Below are 14,803 nucleotides of genomic sequence, written 5' to 3'. Positions count from 1 at the left end.
CGCCGACACAATCGGCACATAGAGGCGGGCGTGTGGGGCTGGAGGTGATCCCGTGGCGCTGCTTCCGGCGGCCCTCCGGGCGGGTGGTGCGTCCAGCGCGACGCACGGCACAAAAGGCCGGACCGCGTGGTCGCCCTCGCGAGACCGCATGGCGGTCGCCGTGGTCGCCGCGGCCTTCGTTCTCGTGCAGTTGCTGCTCGTGGTTCCGGGGTCGGGTCTGGGTTGGGACGAGACCGTCTACGTGAGCCAGGTCAACCCGCACGTCCCGACCGCGTTCTTCAGCGCGCCACGAGCCCGCGGGGTCACCCTGCTGGTCGCCCCGGTGGCCTGGACCGACTCGACGACCGTGCTGCGCATCTATCTGGCGCTCGCCTCCGGCCTCGCCCTCTATCTGGCCCTGCGCGTATGGCGGCGGCTGCAGCCGCCCGGCGTACTGGCCCTCGCCGGGCTGCTCTTCGGCGGCCTGTGGGTGACGCTCTTCTATGGTCCGCAGGCCATGCCGAACCTCTGGGTCGCGCTGGCCGCGCTGGCCGCCGCCGGCTGCTTCCTGCGGGCGGCCAGGGACCCGCGCGACCGCGCCGCCCTGCTCGGCCTCGGCGGCAACGTCGCCGCCGTCACGCTCCTGCGCCCGATGGACGCGGTCTGGCTCGCGCTCCCGCTGCTGGCCGTCGCGCCGCTCGCCCGGCGGGGCCGGCGGCGCACCCTGCTCGGCGTGCTCGTGGCGGGCCTGGCACTGGGCAGCGCGGAGTGGGTCGTCGAGGCGTACGTCAGTTACGGCGGGCTCGCGGCCCGCCTGGACCGTTCCAGCGAAATCCAGGACGGGTTGGGCTGGCACCTGGCCGTCGTCGATCAGATCCGGTCGCTGGGCGGCCGGACCCTCTGCCGCCCCTGCACGGGGCCGTTGCCCGGCCCGCTCGTCTGGCTGTGGTGGGTCCTGACGCCGGTACTGGCCGCAGTGGGCGTGCTCGCGGCGGTACGGGGCCGCCACCCCGCCCGCGCCCTGCTGCCCACCCTCTGCGCGCTCGCCATGGCCGTGCCGTACCTCTTCTTCATCGGCTACGCCGCGGCCCGCTTCCTGCTCCCCGCCTACGCGCTGATCGCCCTCCCCGCCGCGGCCGGCATCCATTGGCTCAGCGCCGCCGCGGGCCCCGGCCGGCGCCCCATCGTGACCACCGTGCTGGGCCTGGGCCTGGCCGGACACCTGGCGCTCCAAGGCGTGATCCTCGTCCATACGGTGAAAAACGGCCGGGCCACCAGCACCCAGTACGCGCTCATCGCGGAGCGACTGCATGGCCTCGGCGTCCGGCCGCCCTGCCTCCTGACGGGCGAAGCCGCCATCCCCGTCGCGTACTACGCGGGCTGCCACTCCGCCGACACCGGCGGCAACAACGGCAACATGACCCCGGCCGACGTCCTCACCACCGCCACCCACGACCCGGTCGCCGTCCTGTTCCCCACCGACGGCCGCCTACCCGACTACGCCCGCACCTGGCGCGTCATCCCCCTAACGGGGGCAGGCCTGGAACCGGGGTACCGGGTGGTGGTCGCACCGGGTGTGCTTCGGTAGGTGGGGCGCGGCCGCTCAGGCCCCCGTTACCTCTGTGATGCCGGTGGCGTCGTCCCCGAGTCCCAGTACCGAGTCGAGTACGTGCAGGACACCCTGCTCGCGGTGGGACGGGGCGGTGTAACGGGCGCGTCGGCGTACCTCCGGGTGTGCCTCGGCCATGGCGTACGACCACTCCGCGGCGTCCAGCATCTCCAGGTCGTTGAGGTAGTCGCCGAAGACCATCGTCTGGGCCGGGGTGATGCCGAGCTCGCGCTGCAGGGCGCGCAGAGCGGTGCCCTTGTTGGTGTCGGCGTTCATGATGTCGACCCAGTGCTGCCCCGAGACGACCACCTGGTGGGTGTCGGCGAACCGCGCCAGCGCCGGGGCGGTCGTCCGCTCGGCCTGCCCGAAGTCGTACACCGCGATCTTGATGATCTCGTCCTCGACCTGCGTCACATCGTCGACCTGCTGAAGGCTCGCGTAGTACTTGCCGGCCTCGGCCAGGAACTGCGCGTCGGTGCGCTCCACGTACGCGGCACGCTTGCCGCACACCACGACACCGGCCTCGACTCCGTCCACCGCCAGGTCGCGCGCGGTCTTCACGAGGTCCGTGACGAAGGCGCGATCCAACGTCGAAGAGCTCAGTTCCTGCCCGTCCCGCACCACGTACGCGCCGTTCTCCGCGACGAAGACCATGTCGTGCATGGCTTCGGCGGCGTGCGCGAACTGCCGCGCCAAGGTGGCGTACTGGCGGCCGCTGGCGGGCGCGAAGCGTATGCCGCGCTCCCGCATCCGCTCCAGCCGCGGCCAGAGCCCGCCGGGTATCCGGCCGTCGCCGTCGAGCAGGGTGCCGTCCATGTCCGTAACGACGAGACGGATGTCCGGGGGAGTGGGGGCGTGAGGCATTGCTGTTCCTGGAGGTGGAGGGGTGGGCGCGGGTGCGCCGCCAAGTTTAGTCAGGGCCCTTGCCCAAAGCCGAAGCGCCTCGTAGCGTGCTCGCAAGACATTAGTAAGGAGCCCTGACCAAAGATGGTCGGGAGAGGTGGAAGACCCATGGCATCCACGACACAGCCGCAGTCACCGGCCCTGCCGCACTGGGAGGAGACCCCGGCGGACCTGCGTGCCGCCATCCGCGAGATCAAGCCCGCGCTGCGCGCCCGGATCGAGGCGTCCGGCCGTACGGTCGCGGAGGTCTTCGCGGCCGTCGAGGAGCGGATCAAGGCCCGGATCGCCGAGACCGAGGCCGACCGGGAGCGCGGTGCGGAGGTCTGGCCGGTCCTGGAGTACGCCGACATCGCGAACGGCACCGTCACCCCGGAGCAGCTGGCCAAGCTCAAGCGCCGCGGCTGCCTGATCGTGCGTGGCCACTTCCCGCGCGAGCAGGCCCTGGCCTGGGATGCTGACATCGTCGACTACGTCGAACGCAACGAGTTCTTCGAGACCTACCGCGGCCCCGGCGACAACTTCTTCGGCAGCGTCGGCTCCAAGCCCGAGATCTACCCGATCTACTGGTCGCAGGCCCAGATGCAGGCCCGGCAGTCCGATCGCATGGCCGCCGTGCAGTCCTTCCTCAACTCCTTCTGGAAGCACACCTCCGAGGACGGCACCCAGTGGTTCGATCCGAACCGCGATGCGTTGTACCCGGACCGCATCCGCCGCCGCCCGCCGGGTGCCGACTCCTCGGGCCTGGGCACTCACTGCGACCCGGGCACCCTCGACCTGTGGATGACCGAGGAGTACCAGAAGGCGTTCCGTCACCTCTTCGACGGCACCGTCGAGGCGTACGACCCCTGGGACGCCGCCCACCGCACCACCGGCCCGCAGTACCCCGGCTCCACGATGTGCTCGGCGTTCCGCACCTTCCAGGGTTGGACCGCGCTCTCCGACATGGACAACGACCAGGGCGTGCTGCACACCGTCCCGATCCCCGAGATCATGGCGTACTTGCTGCTGCGCCCGCTGCTGCCGGACGTGCCCGAGGACTCGATGTGCGGCGCGACCGTCAACCAGGTCTTCCCCGTCACCAAGCGCTGGCACCCGCTGCTGTACTCCGCCCTCACTCCCATCTCGGACGTGCGCGCCGGTGACTCGGTGTGGTGGCACTGCGACATGATCCACTCCGTCGCGCCGGTCGAGAACCAGCAGGGCTGGGGCAACGTCATGTACATCCCCGCCGCCCCCTGGTGCCCCCGCAACGAGCGCTACGCCGCCGAGGTCCGCGAGGCCTTCGCCACCGGCTCCAGCCCGAGCGACTTCCCGGCCGAACACTACGAGCGCATCTGGACCGACCGCTTCACCCAGGACCAGCTCAACGACACGGGCCGCCGCGGACTGGGGCTCGATTAGCTCGTTACCGCCTGTATTGGATCGCTCAGTCCAATACCTGCTACGCTGCCTGCATGGCACGGCCGAGAACCTTCGATGAAGAGCGCGCCTTGACGGGCGCCATGCGGCTGTTCTGGGAGAAGGGGTACGAGGCTGCTTCGACTCAGGACCTCTGCGAGGCGACCGGCCTGGGTCGGAGCAGCATCTACAACACCTTCACCAGCAAGCACGCCCTGTTCGTCCGTGCGCTGGCGCACTATCTCGACACCATGACGGCCAATCAGACCGCAATTCTGGAGGACGCGTCCCAGCCTCCCCTTGCCCGTCTACGCAACCTGTTCTCTTCGGTCATCGACACCGAAGAGGCCAACCGTCACGAGCGGTTGGGCATCGGCTGTCTGGGAGTCAACAGCAGCGTGGAGCTTTCGCGGCGTGATGCGGAGGCCGCCGGATTGCTGCAGCGTGACCTGGAGCGGCGGCTCGGAGGGCTCCAGGATGTCATCACCTCCGGCCAGCAGGCCGGGGAGATCTCCCGGGTGCGCACCGCCCGCGAGTTCGCCCTGTTCATCAACGCGACGATCGCCGGTATGCGCGTCTCGGCCCAGAGTGGGCTCGATCGCTCCGCGCTGGAAGCCATCGCGGACACCGTCCTGAGCGCCCTTACCCCCTGACCTGCCCCGCCGGCCCACGTCGCTCAGGCATGGCCAAGTTTTGAACTGATCGATACAAAATCAACGCTCGTCGGGGCGACCCGACACAACGTAAGGACGTGATCCACGTATGCCACGCACACGTATGCCCCGTACGCGTATGCCACGCGCTGTCTATGTACTGGCCCTCGGCATCTTCGCCATGGTGACCAGTGAGTTCGTCGTCGCGGGCCTCATGCCGCAAATGGCGGAGGGGCTGGGCGCGACCATCCCGCAGATCGGCTATCTGATCACCGCCTTCGCCGTCGCCATGGCGGTCGGCGGCCCCTTCCTCACGATCGCCTTGATGAAGCTGCGCCCCAAGCCGGCGCTGCTCGTCCTCTTCGCCGTCTTCCTCGTCGGCAACGCCCTCGCCGCGACCGCTGACAGTTACGGCGTCATGCTGGCCGCCCGCATCGTCACCGGCATCGCATCACAGGCGTTCTTCGGCGTCGCGATCTCGGTGTGCTCCTCGGTCACCCGTGAGGAAGTCCGCGGCCGCGCCATCGGCGTGGCCATGAACGGCCTCATGCTCGGCACTCTGCTCGGCTTGCCCATGGCCACCTTCCTCGGCAGCAACCTGGGCTGGCGGGCCGCCTTCTGGGCCATCTCGGTGCTTACCGTCCTTGCGGCCGTGGCCACGCTCCTCGGTGTTCCCAGGCTCGACCGCCCCGGCAGCTCCGGAGGCACCTTCCGTGCAGAGGTTCAGGTCTTCAGGAAGCCGCGTCTGTGGCTGGTGCTCTCCACGAGCACGTTCATTATCGGAGCCACCTTCTCCGCCTTCAGCTACTTCAACCCCATCCTCACCGAGGTCAGCGGCTTCAGCGAACGGACCGTTCCCGTCCTGCTCATCGCCTACGGCGCCGCCACCGTCATCGGCAATACCGTCGTCGGGCGCCTCGCCGACCGGCGGACCGTCGGGGTGCAGGTGGTCGGACTCGCCCTCAACGTTGTGTTTCTTACCGGCTTCGCGCTCCTCGCCGACGTGAGCGCCGCTGCCGTCGCTCTCATGATGGGCATCGGCCTGGTCGGTGTGACGATGAACCCGGCCATGGCGACCCGCGTCCAGCGCGCCGGCAACCCCGGGCCACTCGTCAACACCGTTCACTCCTCCTTCATCACCCTCGGCGTCATCATCGGCTCGTCCGTCGGCGGCATCTTCGTGGACACCTCCGGCCTGCGCTCCCCGCTGTGGCTCGGCGCCGCGCTGGCGGTCCTTGGCCTGCTGAGCCTGCTGCCGGAGCTGGGTCGGCGTCGGCGAGGGCGCAACATCCCGACCCCGGCAGCCACCGAGCCCTCCGCCTCCCCCGAAACGGGCACCGACAGTCCGGCGCCGGCAGAGGCGGGACGGGGCTAAGGGCAGTAGTGCGCGGCCGTACGGCTGGCGTGAGCTGGGCCATATGAACGCATTGCCCGTTATGGGAGTGTGGGGTGCTCCCCATGCACACGCCGTTGTGTCATCGGGTGCGCCCTCATACCCGTCTCCCAGGGAGTTCCATGCCTCGCCGCGTACGCTCCGTTCCGCCCGTCGTCCTGGCAGGCGGTGCGCTGACCCTCGGTGTCGGCGGTCTGTATGTCGCCGGGCTGGTCGCGGCCGGTGACATCGGCGCGGGTACGTCCGTGCACGGCGTGGACATCGGGGGTCTGAGCCGGGCGGAGGCCACTCGGAAGCTGGAAACGAGCCTGTCGGCGGCCGGCTCGAAGGACCTGGTCGTGAAGGTCGGCGACCGCGTCGGCACGGTGGATCCCCAGCAGGCCGGGCTCTCCGTCGACGTACCGAAGACCGTCGACCGGGCGGCGCACACCGGTGCCGATCCGATCACTGTGATCGGCGGGCTCTTCCGCTCGGGCGATGACGTCGAGCCGGTGGTCCGTACGGACGAGGGCAAGACCCGTGCCGCCCTGCAGGAGCTGGCGGAGACCCATGATCAGAAGGGTCGCGACGGCGCTGTGACCTTCGACGACGGCGAGGTCAGGGAGGTCGCGCCGCGCAATGGGTACGCCCTGGACGTGGACGCGGCGGTCGGCACCCTGCGTACTGCCTTCACCAGCGGCGAGACGGCCGACGGCGGGGCGACCGGCGGCAAGGCCACCAACGCAGGCAGCGCGGCCGCCTCCGCCACCACCCTCCCCACCCACGAAACCAAGCCGAAGGTCACCGCCGCGGAGACGCGGCGGGCGGTGCGCGAGTTCGCGCGCCCGGCCATGTCGGCGCCGGTCACACTCACCCTGGGTGACAAGCGGCTCACGATCAGCCAGGCCACCCTGGGCGCGCACCTGAAGATGCGGCCGGACGACGCCGGCAAGCTGACCCCGAAGCTCGACGCCAAGGGGCTGCGCGCCGATCCCGCAGTGGCCCGTCCCCTGTCCAAGATCGCCGGCCCGGCCCAGGACGCCGAGCTGAATCTCGACGGAGACCAGGTCGTGGTGGGTGCCGACGCCAAGACCGGCCAGGAATTCACGGACAAGGCGCTGAGCAAGGCCGTAATGCCGCTGCTCACCCGGTCGGGCGCGGCCGCCCGTACCGGCGAGGTGCCGACGGAGAAGACCCAGCCGAAGGTGACCCGCGAGAACGCCGCACAGCTGGGACTGAAGGAGAAGATGTCCTCCTTCACCGTCAACTTCGAGCAGGCCCCTTACCGTACGAAGAACATCGGACGGGCCGCGGAACTCATCAACGGCTCCCTCGTGCAGCCGGGCGAAACCTGGAGCCTCAACAAGACCGTCGGCGAGCGCACCAAGGCCAATGGCTTCACCGACGGCACCATGATCCTCGACGGTCAGTACACCAAGGCGGCAGGCGGCGGTGTCTCCTCCGTGGCCACCACCGTCTACAACGCGATGTTCTTCGCCGGGCTGAAGCCCGTGGAGCACGGCGCCCACTCCTTCTACATCGAGCGCTACCCCGAGGGCCGCGAGGCGACGGTCGCCTGGGGGAGCCTGGACCTCAAGTTCAACAACGACTCCGGCAAGGCCGTCTACATGCAGGCGAAGGCCACCGATACCTCGGTGACCGTCACCTTGCTCGGCACCAAGAAGTACGACGACGTGAAGGCGGTCAAGGGGCCGCGCACCAATGTGGAGAAGCCGGGGGAGCGGCCGGGCGCCGAGAAGAACTGCGAGCCGCAGACCCCGCTCGAAGGCTTCGACGTCACCGTGCAGCGGGTCTTCTACCAGCGCGGCGAGGAAGTGAAGCGCGAGCCGTTCCGTACCCACTACATCCCGCGTGACCGGGTGACCTGCGACTGAACGTGGTGAGTACGGCGAGGCAGCCGATGACCAGCGCGATACCGGCCCAGCCGAGTACGGGCAGACGCTCGCCGACCACGAACACCGCCAGCACCGCGGCGACGGCGGGCTCCAGGAGCGAGAGCGTGGTCGCGGTGCTCGCGGGTACGTGCGCGAGGCCCCAGCCGAACAGCACATAGCCGAGGAACATGGGCACCAGCGCCATGTACGCGCCGACGGCCGTGTTGGACCAGGACTGGAGGAGCGGGCCTCCGGTGGCCAACAACACGGGGATGAGGAGCAGCCCGCCGATCCCGAAGACGGTTCCCATGGCCGCGCCGGCGGTGACGCCACGGCTGATCAGGCGGTGGGCGGCCCAGGAGTACAGGGCGTAGGTGACACCGGCGACCAGGCCGAGCCCGACGCCGAGCACGGTCGCCCCCGCGGACCGGGTGCCGGGTCCGGAGTGCGCGTTGGCCGCTTCGGCCACGCACAGCAGTACCGTTCCGGACAGCCCCAGCGCTGCGCCGGCCATCCAGCGGCGCGTGAGGCGGCGCCCGTCCACAACGCGCTCGACCAGGGCCGAGGCGAGCGGGGCCGAGCCGATCGACACCACCGTCCCCGCGGCGACCCCGGCCAGGTGCATCGAGCTGTAGAACGCCAGCGGGTAGACCGCCACCGACACCGCGCCGACCAGCACTACGCCGCGCTGTGTCCGCAGTCCCGGTGCTTCCCGGGCGATGCGGGGCGCGGATATCAGGGCCTGAAGCAGCCCGCCCACTCCCATGGCGACGGCCCCGATCGCGAGCGGTCCCACTCCTGGGGCGAAGGTCGCGGCGGTGCCTGTCGTGCCCCACAGCACCGACGCCACCAGCACGCACAACGACCCCATGCCCACCGAGCCGGACGTGGCACCCACCGAGCCGGACGCGATACCCACCGAGCCGGACGCGCGTCCGGCCGCCGCCGTCACAGCCGGTCCATCAGATCGGCAGCCATCGTCCGGGCGTGCTCCAGACGCGTGCCCCCACCCTCAAGGCCCGCACGGGCCACCGCGCCCTCCAGCAGGAACGCCAGATGCTCCGCCACCCTGCGCGCTTCCTCGGTCCGGTCCGGCAGCAGCTCCTCGACATGCCCGGCGATCAGCGACTCGACCGCCTCCTTGTGTCGGCGCACGACGGCCCGCCCCTCGTCACCGGCAGGCAGCTCGGCCGCCGCGTTCAGCAGGCCGCACCCGCGGAACCCGTGCTCGTACGCGAAGGCCGCGTGATCGACGTACGCATCGAACACGGCCAGTACGCCACCGCGCGCGTCCTGGGCCGCCGCCAGTCGCCGCCGGTACAGCCCCAGCCACTCTTCGTGCCGCGTGTCCAGGTACGCCCGTACCAGGTCGGCCTTGGAGGAGAAGTTGTTGTACAGGCTCATCTTCGCCACGCCCGCCTCGGCGGTGATCGTGTCGATACCGGTCGCGGCCACACCGTCGGCGTAGAAGCGCCGGGCCGCCGCCTCCAGGAGCCGTTCCCGGGCAGGACGCCGACGCTTCCCGCTCCCCGCCCCTTGCACATCGAGCTCGCTCATCACAATCCAAATTAGGTAGGTAGGTCTACCTAGATTAGAGGAGGGGTCGGGGGTTGTAGAAGGGCTGATTCAGGTTCGGGGCAGGAACTTGTCCGCCAGGAGGCGGGCGATGGCCCAGTCCTGCATGGCGACGCCGACGGTCTTGAATACGGTCCGCTCCCCGCGCGGGGCCTGTGGCGCGGTCAGTGCGGTGCCCAGTTCGGTGAGGTCGTCCTGGGTGATGGCGCCCGCCTTGAGGGCGTGCAGGATCTCGCCGGACTCTTCGAGGATCGCTTCTAGTTCGTCGATGATCACGGTGCTGTTGGCGAGGAGCTCGTCGGGCAGTTCGCGCATGGTCGGGCGGAAAGCGCCGATCGCGTTGACGTGAACCTGGGCGGGCAGGGCCTGCTCGGGGAAGAGCGGGCTGGTCGCGGGGGTGGCGCAGCAGACGATCTCGGCGTCGCCGACCGCGGCCTCGGTGTCGGTGGCGGTACGGATCTGCACGCCGCTCAGCTCGGGGGCCAGCTGCTCGGCGAGGACTTCCGCGCGGTGGGAGCCGGTGTCCACCACGGTCAGTTCGCGCAGGGGGCGCACGGTGTGGACGGCGCGGACCTGGTCGGCGGCCTGGCCGCCGGCTCCGATGAGGGTCAGCCGGCCGGCGTTCGCGGGGGCGAGGAGGTCGGTGGCGACGCCGACGGCGGCTCCGGTCCGCAGGGTGGTGACCGCTCCGGCGTCGGCGACCAGGCTGTCGACGCGACCCGTCTCGGTCCAGACCACGGTTCCGGCGATGGCGGGCACGCGGTCGAAGTTCAGGCTCAGTGTCTTGATCATGGCGGAGGCGCTGGCGCGGTGGTGCGCGGACATCACCAGGAACCGGCCGTCGCGCAGCGCGGTGCGGGTGGGCATCTCGAACTCGCCGGCGGCCAGATCGATGAAGCCGGCGCGTACCGCGTCGATGGCCTCGCGCATGGTGACGGCTTCGCGGATCTCGCGGGGGCCGACGGTGACGGTCTGCATGTGGGGCTCCGCATCGTGGGTGAGGGCTCTCCGCGGGGGATCTGGGAGAGTGTTGAGGATGGGTAAGGTATTACACCTTACCCATCTGCAGCAGGCTAGGGGCGGGCAGTGACGTGTTATGTATGAGGTGTGACCGTTCCCCGCTCTGCCTCAGCCAGTACGCCCACCGCCCGACTGAAGTCGGTCAGCCTGCGCGAGCAGGCGCGTGAGGCGGTGCGCACCCGGATCGTGCTCGGGCAGATCGAGCCCGGCGAGGTGCGCAGTGTCATCAGCATCGCCGAGGAGCTCGGGGTCTCCATCACGCCGGTGCGCGAGGCGGTGATGGACCTGGCCAACCAGGGCATGGTGGAGGTCATCCGCAACCGCGGCTTCCGGGTGCCACAGCTCAGTGAGCACGACCTGGACGAGATCTTCCGTATCCGCACGCTGTTGGAAGTGCCGGCGATGGCGGACGTCGTCGAGGTACTGGACGGGGCGCCGGTGCCGCAGTTCCGGCAGCTGGCCGAGGAGATCACCGAGGCGGCGCGCGCTGGGGACCTGGCCGCGTTCCTGGACAAGGACCGGCAGTTCCACCTCGGCCTGCTGGAGCTGCTGGGCAACGGCCGCCTGGTGACGATGGTCGCCCAGCTGCGCGACCAGGCGCGTATGCAGGGGCTGCAGAAGCTCGCGGACCAGGGCGAGTTGACGCAGTCCGGCGAGGAACACATCGCGCTGATCGACGCGATCGAGGCCGGGGAGGGCGAGCGCGCGGTGGAATTGATGCGCAGCCATCTCGCCCACAGCCGCGGCATCTGGGCCGGCCGGACCGAGGCCACCTCCTGAGAGCCGGTGCCATCGGCCTGACCGGGGGTGCGGGCCTGCGCCGGGCAGGTCCGCACCGCCGTACGCATTCGCCGCGCGTCCCTCAGCTGTGTACCGGTCGGGGAGCGTCGTCGTCCGCCTCGCCCGCCGCGCCGCCTTCGGTCGCGGCGAGTACCGAGCGACACCCCGCGGCACAACCCTGCGCAAGGAGACGACCATGGCCGGGCAGCAACCCAAGACGATCAGTACCGTCGACTACCACACCGGCGGCGAGCCCTTCCGTATCGTTCCCGGGCCGCCCGTCGCCATCGACGGCGCCACGGTCGCCGAACGACGCACGTTCGCCATCGCCGACCCCGACGTGGACAACCTGCGCAAGCTGTTGTGTTCCGAGCCCCGCGGACACGCCGACATGTACGGCGGATTCATCACCCCGCCCGACGATGAGGGCGCCCACTTCGGCGTGCTGTTCTGGCACAAGGACGGCTTCTCCACCGCCTGCGGTCACGGCTCCATCGCGCTCGCGGTCTGGGCCGTACAGACCGGACTCGTGCAGCGCGACCCCTCCGGCACCACCACGGTCGTCATCGACGTCCCCTCCGGCCGGGTCACCTTGCACGTACGCGCCGACGGCGACCGGATCACGGGCATCGACTTCGTCAACGTCCCCAGCTACCGCCTCGCCGAACACGTCACCGTCGCCACGTCCCGCGGCGACGTCGTCGTCGACATCGCGTACGGCGGCGCCATCTACGCCCACCTCAACGCGGCCACCGTTGGACTGACCGTGGCACCCGAGCACTACACCGACCTCATCGCGATCGGCCGCGAGATCAAGTGGGCACTCAACGACACCCCGTACGCTCGTCACCCCGTCGACGACCGCCTCAGCGGCATCTACGGCACCATCGTCTACGACGATCTCGGCACCGATCCGGACGGCAACCCGCACCAGCGCAATGTCACCGTGTTCGCCGACGGCCAGGTCGACCGCTCGCCGTGCGGGTCCGGCACCTGCTCGCGGGTCGCCGTACTTGCCGCGACCGGCGCCCTCAAGCCGGGCCGGACCCTCGTCCACGACTCGATCGTCGGCAGCCGCTTCACCGCCCGTATCGCCGCAGAGCTGACCGCCGACGGACACCGGGCCGTCATCCCCGAAGTCACCGGTACCGCGTACCGCACCGGCGAGCACCGCTTCGAACTCGACCCTGCCGACGAACTCGGCACCGGCTTCGTGCTGCGGTAGCGCGCAAGAGGGGGAGGGCGCGGCGGTCAGGTACGACGGTCAGGTACGACGGTCAGGGAGATCGGCCCGCTCACGGACGTGACTCCTTGACGGGTGAGGCAGGCCGTCAGGTCGGTACTGAGAAGCTCCTTGGTCAGGACGATCGTGGCTCCTTCGAACTGACCGGATACGACCTCGCCGGTCTTGACCAGAACCGTGTTCCCGTTCGGCTTGAGATTGATCTCCCCGGTGCCGCGGATCACGCTGGAGCTGTGGTTGTTCCAGTGGAATGTGGTCGGCCCGGAAAATTTCCCGCCCAGGCAGGAGGCGGTACCGCTGGCCTCGCCCGCGAAGAAGGCCCCCGTGATGTCCCGTGCACCGGGGCCCACGCAACCGGAGACGTGGCCTTCCTCGGTGACGGAGGTGTCCTGTGGGTTGAGGGTCAGGCCCGGGGTGTAGCGGCTTTCGGAGGAGCCGAGCGGGCAGGTGATGTCGATCAGGCCGGCCGCCGCCCGCGGCGCAGCGTGCGCCTCGGGTGCGGTCACCGCCGTACTGAGGACGATTCCTGCGGCAAGGGCAACCCCTCGCAAGCGTCGTGTCACGTTCAACGTCCCTTCTCTGCGAGCACGTTGGCAAACAAAACCCCGAGCCAGATGGCCCCGCGGGTACAACTCATGCACAAGCGTCCATGGATACGTTCTCGAGTGGGCGAGATAGCGCCATCGGTAGGTGTCCGTCGTGCGGATCACATTTCGGCATCCCGTGATCGACGCCCGGTGGGTACCGGTACAGTCGCGAGGCGGTCGTCGTCAGTGGTTCCAGGACCGTTCTCAACCCCCGAGCATCAGGAGTTGTTGTGCACCACGGCGACCTGCTGGCCATCAGCGATCTGCACGTCGTCCACTCGGAGAACAGAAAGATCGTCGAGTCCCTGCGGCCCGGAACCGACGCCGACTGGCTCATCGTCGCCGGCGACGTCGGGGAGAAGTACGACGATATCGAGTGGGCGCTGACCCTGCTCAGCGAGCGCTTCGCCAAGGTCGTCTGGGCGCCGGGCAATCACGAGCTGTGGACGCACCCGAGCGACCCCGTCGACCTGCGCGGCGAAGAGCGCTACCAGCACTTGGTCGGGCTCTGCCGGAACCTGGGCGTACTCACCCCGGAAGACCCGTATCCCGTATGGCACGACGAGGACGGCCCGGTGACCGTCGCCCCGCTCTTCCTCCTCTACGACTACTCCTTCCACGCCCCCGGCGCGGCCACCAAAGAGGAGTCGCTGCGCATCGCCTACGACGCGGGGATCGTCTGCGCCGACGAGCACTTCCTGCACCCGGATCCCTATCCCACCCGGGACGCCTGGTGCCGGGAGCGCGTCCGGCTCACCGAGCGGCGGCTGGCCGCCGTCCCGGACGACCACCGCACCGTGCTGGTCAACCACTACCCCCTGGTGCGGGACCCCACCAACGTGCTGCGCTATCCGGAGTTCGCGCAGTGGTGCGGCACCGCGCTGACCGCCGACTGGCACCGCCGCTTCCGGGCGGCATCCGTGATCTACGGGCATCTGCACATCCCCCGGGTCACCCACTACGACGGTGTGCGCTTCGAGGAAGTCTCACTCGGCTACCCGCGGGAATGGCGGCCCCGGCCACCCCGCACACCCCTGCGCAAGGTTCAGCTGACCGCCGCTGCCCCGGGAGCGCGAGGGTGATCGAGCAGCTCGTGCCCGATGATGTCGCCACCGCCGAGGCCTTCCACGACCCGGCCGGCCCACCGAATGCGTACCTGTACTCGCAGGAGGCATCCGTGGTCGCCGCCGCGGTGGACAAGCGGCAACGGGAGTTCACCACCGTACGGATCTGCGCCCGCCGGGCGTTGGGCACGCTGGGGTACCCGCCCGTACCACTGCTCCCGGGCACCCGCGGCGCGCCACGCTGGCCGGACGGCGTGGTCGGCAGCATGACCCACTGCGACTCCTACCGCGCGGCGGCCGTCGCCCGTACGGACGCGGTCGCCTCGATCGGCATCGACGCCGAACCCAACGCCCCACTGCCCGACGGCGTCCTCGATGTCATCGCCCTCGCCGAGGAACGCGACCGGCTCAAGCGCCTCCAGGACGATATCCCCGAAGTCCACTGGGACCGCCTCCTGTTCAGCGCCAAGGAATCGGTCTTCAAGACCTGGTACCCGCTGACCCACCGGGAACTGGACTTCGACCAGGCCCGCATCGAAGTCGCCCCCGCACCCGATGCCCCCACCACCGGCACCTTCACCGCCCACCTCCTGATCCCCGCCCCCACCCTCAACGGCCACCGCCTCCACACCTTCACCGGAAACTGGCTCTCCCACGCCGGCCTCCTCACCACGGCCATCACCGTCCGCCGCACCTGAGACTCCAGAACGCCGCAGCCATCAGAG

At 69.8% G+C, this 14,803-nt stretch carries 14 protein-coding genes; 9 read left to right on the top strand and 5 right to left on the bottom strand.

The genetic code is table 11. From position 1 onward, the window contains the following. Positions 1 to 148 precede the first annotated feature (148 nt). Positions 149 to 1,567: a hypothetical protein gene (locus tag AB0I82_RS05900; protein WP_363255825.1), complete on the top strand. Its 1,419-nt coding sequence runs from the start codon at positions 149 to 151 to the stop codon at positions 1,565 to 1,567. 15 nt (positions 1,568 to 1,582) lie between these two features. Here AB0I82_RS05900 and AB0I82_RS05895 read toward each other — a convergent pair whose 3' ends face one another. Then, positions 1,583 to 2,452 (bottom strand): Cof-type HAD-IIB family hydrolase, encoded by an 870-nt coding sequence (locus tag AB0I82_RS05895; protein ID WP_363255824.1) that lies wholly within the window; start codon positions 2,450 to 2,452, stop codon positions 1,583 to 1,585. A gap of 147 nt (positions 2,453 to 2,599) precedes the next feature. Here AB0I82_RS05895 and AB0I82_RS05890 point away from each other — a divergent pair, with 147 nt between their 5' ends. The 4 genes from AB0I82_RS05890 to AB0I82_RS05875 all read left to right on the top strand — a co-directional run bounded on the left by AB0I82_RS05890 (position 2,600) and on the right by AB0I82_RS05875 (position 7,809). Then, positions 2,600 to 3,892, top strand: coding sequence for a DUF1479 domain-containing protein (locus AB0I82_RS05890; protein ID WP_363255823.1), 1,293 nt, complete (start codon positions 2,600 to 2,602; stop codon positions 3,890 to 3,892). Positions 3,893 to 3,945: 53 nt separating this feature from the next. Continuing rightward, a complete protein-coding gene (locus AB0I82_RS05885) occupies positions 3,946 to 4,542 on the top strand; it encodes a TetR/AcrR family transcriptional regulator (protein WP_363255822.1) in 597 nt (198 codons plus the stop codon). A gap of 139 nt (positions 4,543 to 4,681) precedes the next feature. Further along, the gene (locus AB0I82_RS05880) at positions 4,682 to 5,917 is read left to right on the top strand and encodes an MFS transporter (RefSeq protein ID WP_363255821.1); all 1,236 of its coding nucleotides are present in this window, start codon (positions 4,682 to 4,684) and stop codon (positions 5,915 to 5,917) included. Between the two features lie 140 nt (positions 5,918 to 6,057). After that, positions 6,058 to 7,809, top strand: coding sequence for a VanW family protein (locus AB0I82_RS05875; RefSeq protein ID WP_363255820.1), 1,752 nt, complete (start codon positions 6,058 to 6,060; stop codon positions 7,807 to 7,809). On the opposite strand, the gene AB0I82_RS05870 is transcribed toward AB0I82_RS05875, so the two are convergent. The 3 genes from AB0I82_RS05870 to AB0I82_RS05860 all read right to left on the bottom strand — a co-directional run bounded on the left by AB0I82_RS05870 (position 7,712) and on the right by AB0I82_RS05860 (position 10,362). Then, positions 7,712 to 8,680: an EamA family transporter gene (locus AB0I82_RS05870; RefSeq protein WP_363256095.1), complete on the bottom strand. Its 969-nt coding sequence runs from the start codon at positions 8,678 to 8,680 to the stop codon at positions 7,712 to 7,714. The two genes, AB0I82_RS05875 and AB0I82_RS05870, sit on opposite strands and share 98 nt — an antisense overlap. A gap of 77 nt (positions 8,681 to 8,757) precedes the next feature. Then, a complete protein-coding gene (locus tag AB0I82_RS05865; protein WP_363255819.1) occupies positions 8,758 to 9,366 on the bottom strand; it encodes a TetR/AcrR family transcriptional regulator in 609 nt (202 codons plus the stop codon). 69 nt (positions 9,367 to 9,435) lie between these two features. Beyond that, positions 9,436 to 10,362, bottom strand: coding sequence for an ornithine cyclodeaminase family protein (locus AB0I82_RS05860; protein ID WP_363255818.1), 927 nt, complete (start codon positions 10,360 to 10,362; stop codon positions 9,436 to 9,438). 129 nt (positions 10,363 to 10,491) lie between these two features. Here AB0I82_RS05860 and AB0I82_RS05855 point away from each other — a divergent pair, with 129 nt between their 5' ends. Then, positions 10,492 to 11,184 carry a GntR family transcriptional regulator gene (locus AB0I82_RS05855; protein WP_363255817.1) on the top strand — a complete coding sequence of 231 codons (693 nt, stop codon included), beginning with the start codon at positions 10,492 to 10,494 and terminating at the stop codon, positions 11,182 to 11,184. A 196-nt stretch (positions 11,185 to 11,380) separates the two neighbouring features. Further along, complete coding sequence (locus tag AB0I82_RS05850) at positions 11,381 to 12,409, top strand: proline racemase family protein (protein WP_363255816.1); 1,029 nt, start codon at positions 11,381 to 11,383, stop codon at positions 12,407 to 12,409. A 26-nt stretch (positions 12,410 to 12,435) separates the two neighbouring features. On the opposite strand, the gene AB0I82_RS05845 is transcribed toward AB0I82_RS05850, so the two are convergent. After that, positions 12,436 to 12,933 (bottom strand): hypothetical protein, encoded by a 498-nt coding sequence (locus AB0I82_RS05845; RefSeq protein WP_363255815.1) that lies wholly within the window; start codon positions 12,931 to 12,933, stop codon positions 12,436 to 12,438. A gap of 311 nt (positions 12,934 to 13,244) precedes the next feature. Between AB0I82_RS05845 and AB0I82_RS05840 the strand changes: the two genes are divergently transcribed. Next, positions 13,245 to 14,096, top strand: a complete 852-nt coding sequence (locus AB0I82_RS05840) for a metallophosphoesterase (protein ID WP_363255814.1) — start codon at positions 13,245 to 13,247, stop codon at positions 14,094 to 14,096. Further along, entirely contained in the window at positions 14,093 to 14,776 is a 684-nt protein-coding gene (locus AB0I82_RS05835; protein WP_363255812.1) for a 4'-phosphopantetheinyl transferase superfamily protein, read from the top strand. Before AB0I82_RS05840 ends, AB0I82_RS05835 begins: the two co-directional genes overlap by 4 nt. The last annotated feature ends 27 nt before the right edge of the window (positions 14,777 to 14,803 follow it).

It is taken from the genome of Streptomyces sp. NPDC050315, from assembly GCF_040655775.1.
GTDB lineage: Bacteria > Actinomycetota > Actinomycetes > Streptomycetales > Streptomycetaceae > Streptomyces.
Note: the sequence above shows the minus strand (reverse complement) of the source record. Positions and strands in the feature narration are given on the sequence as shown.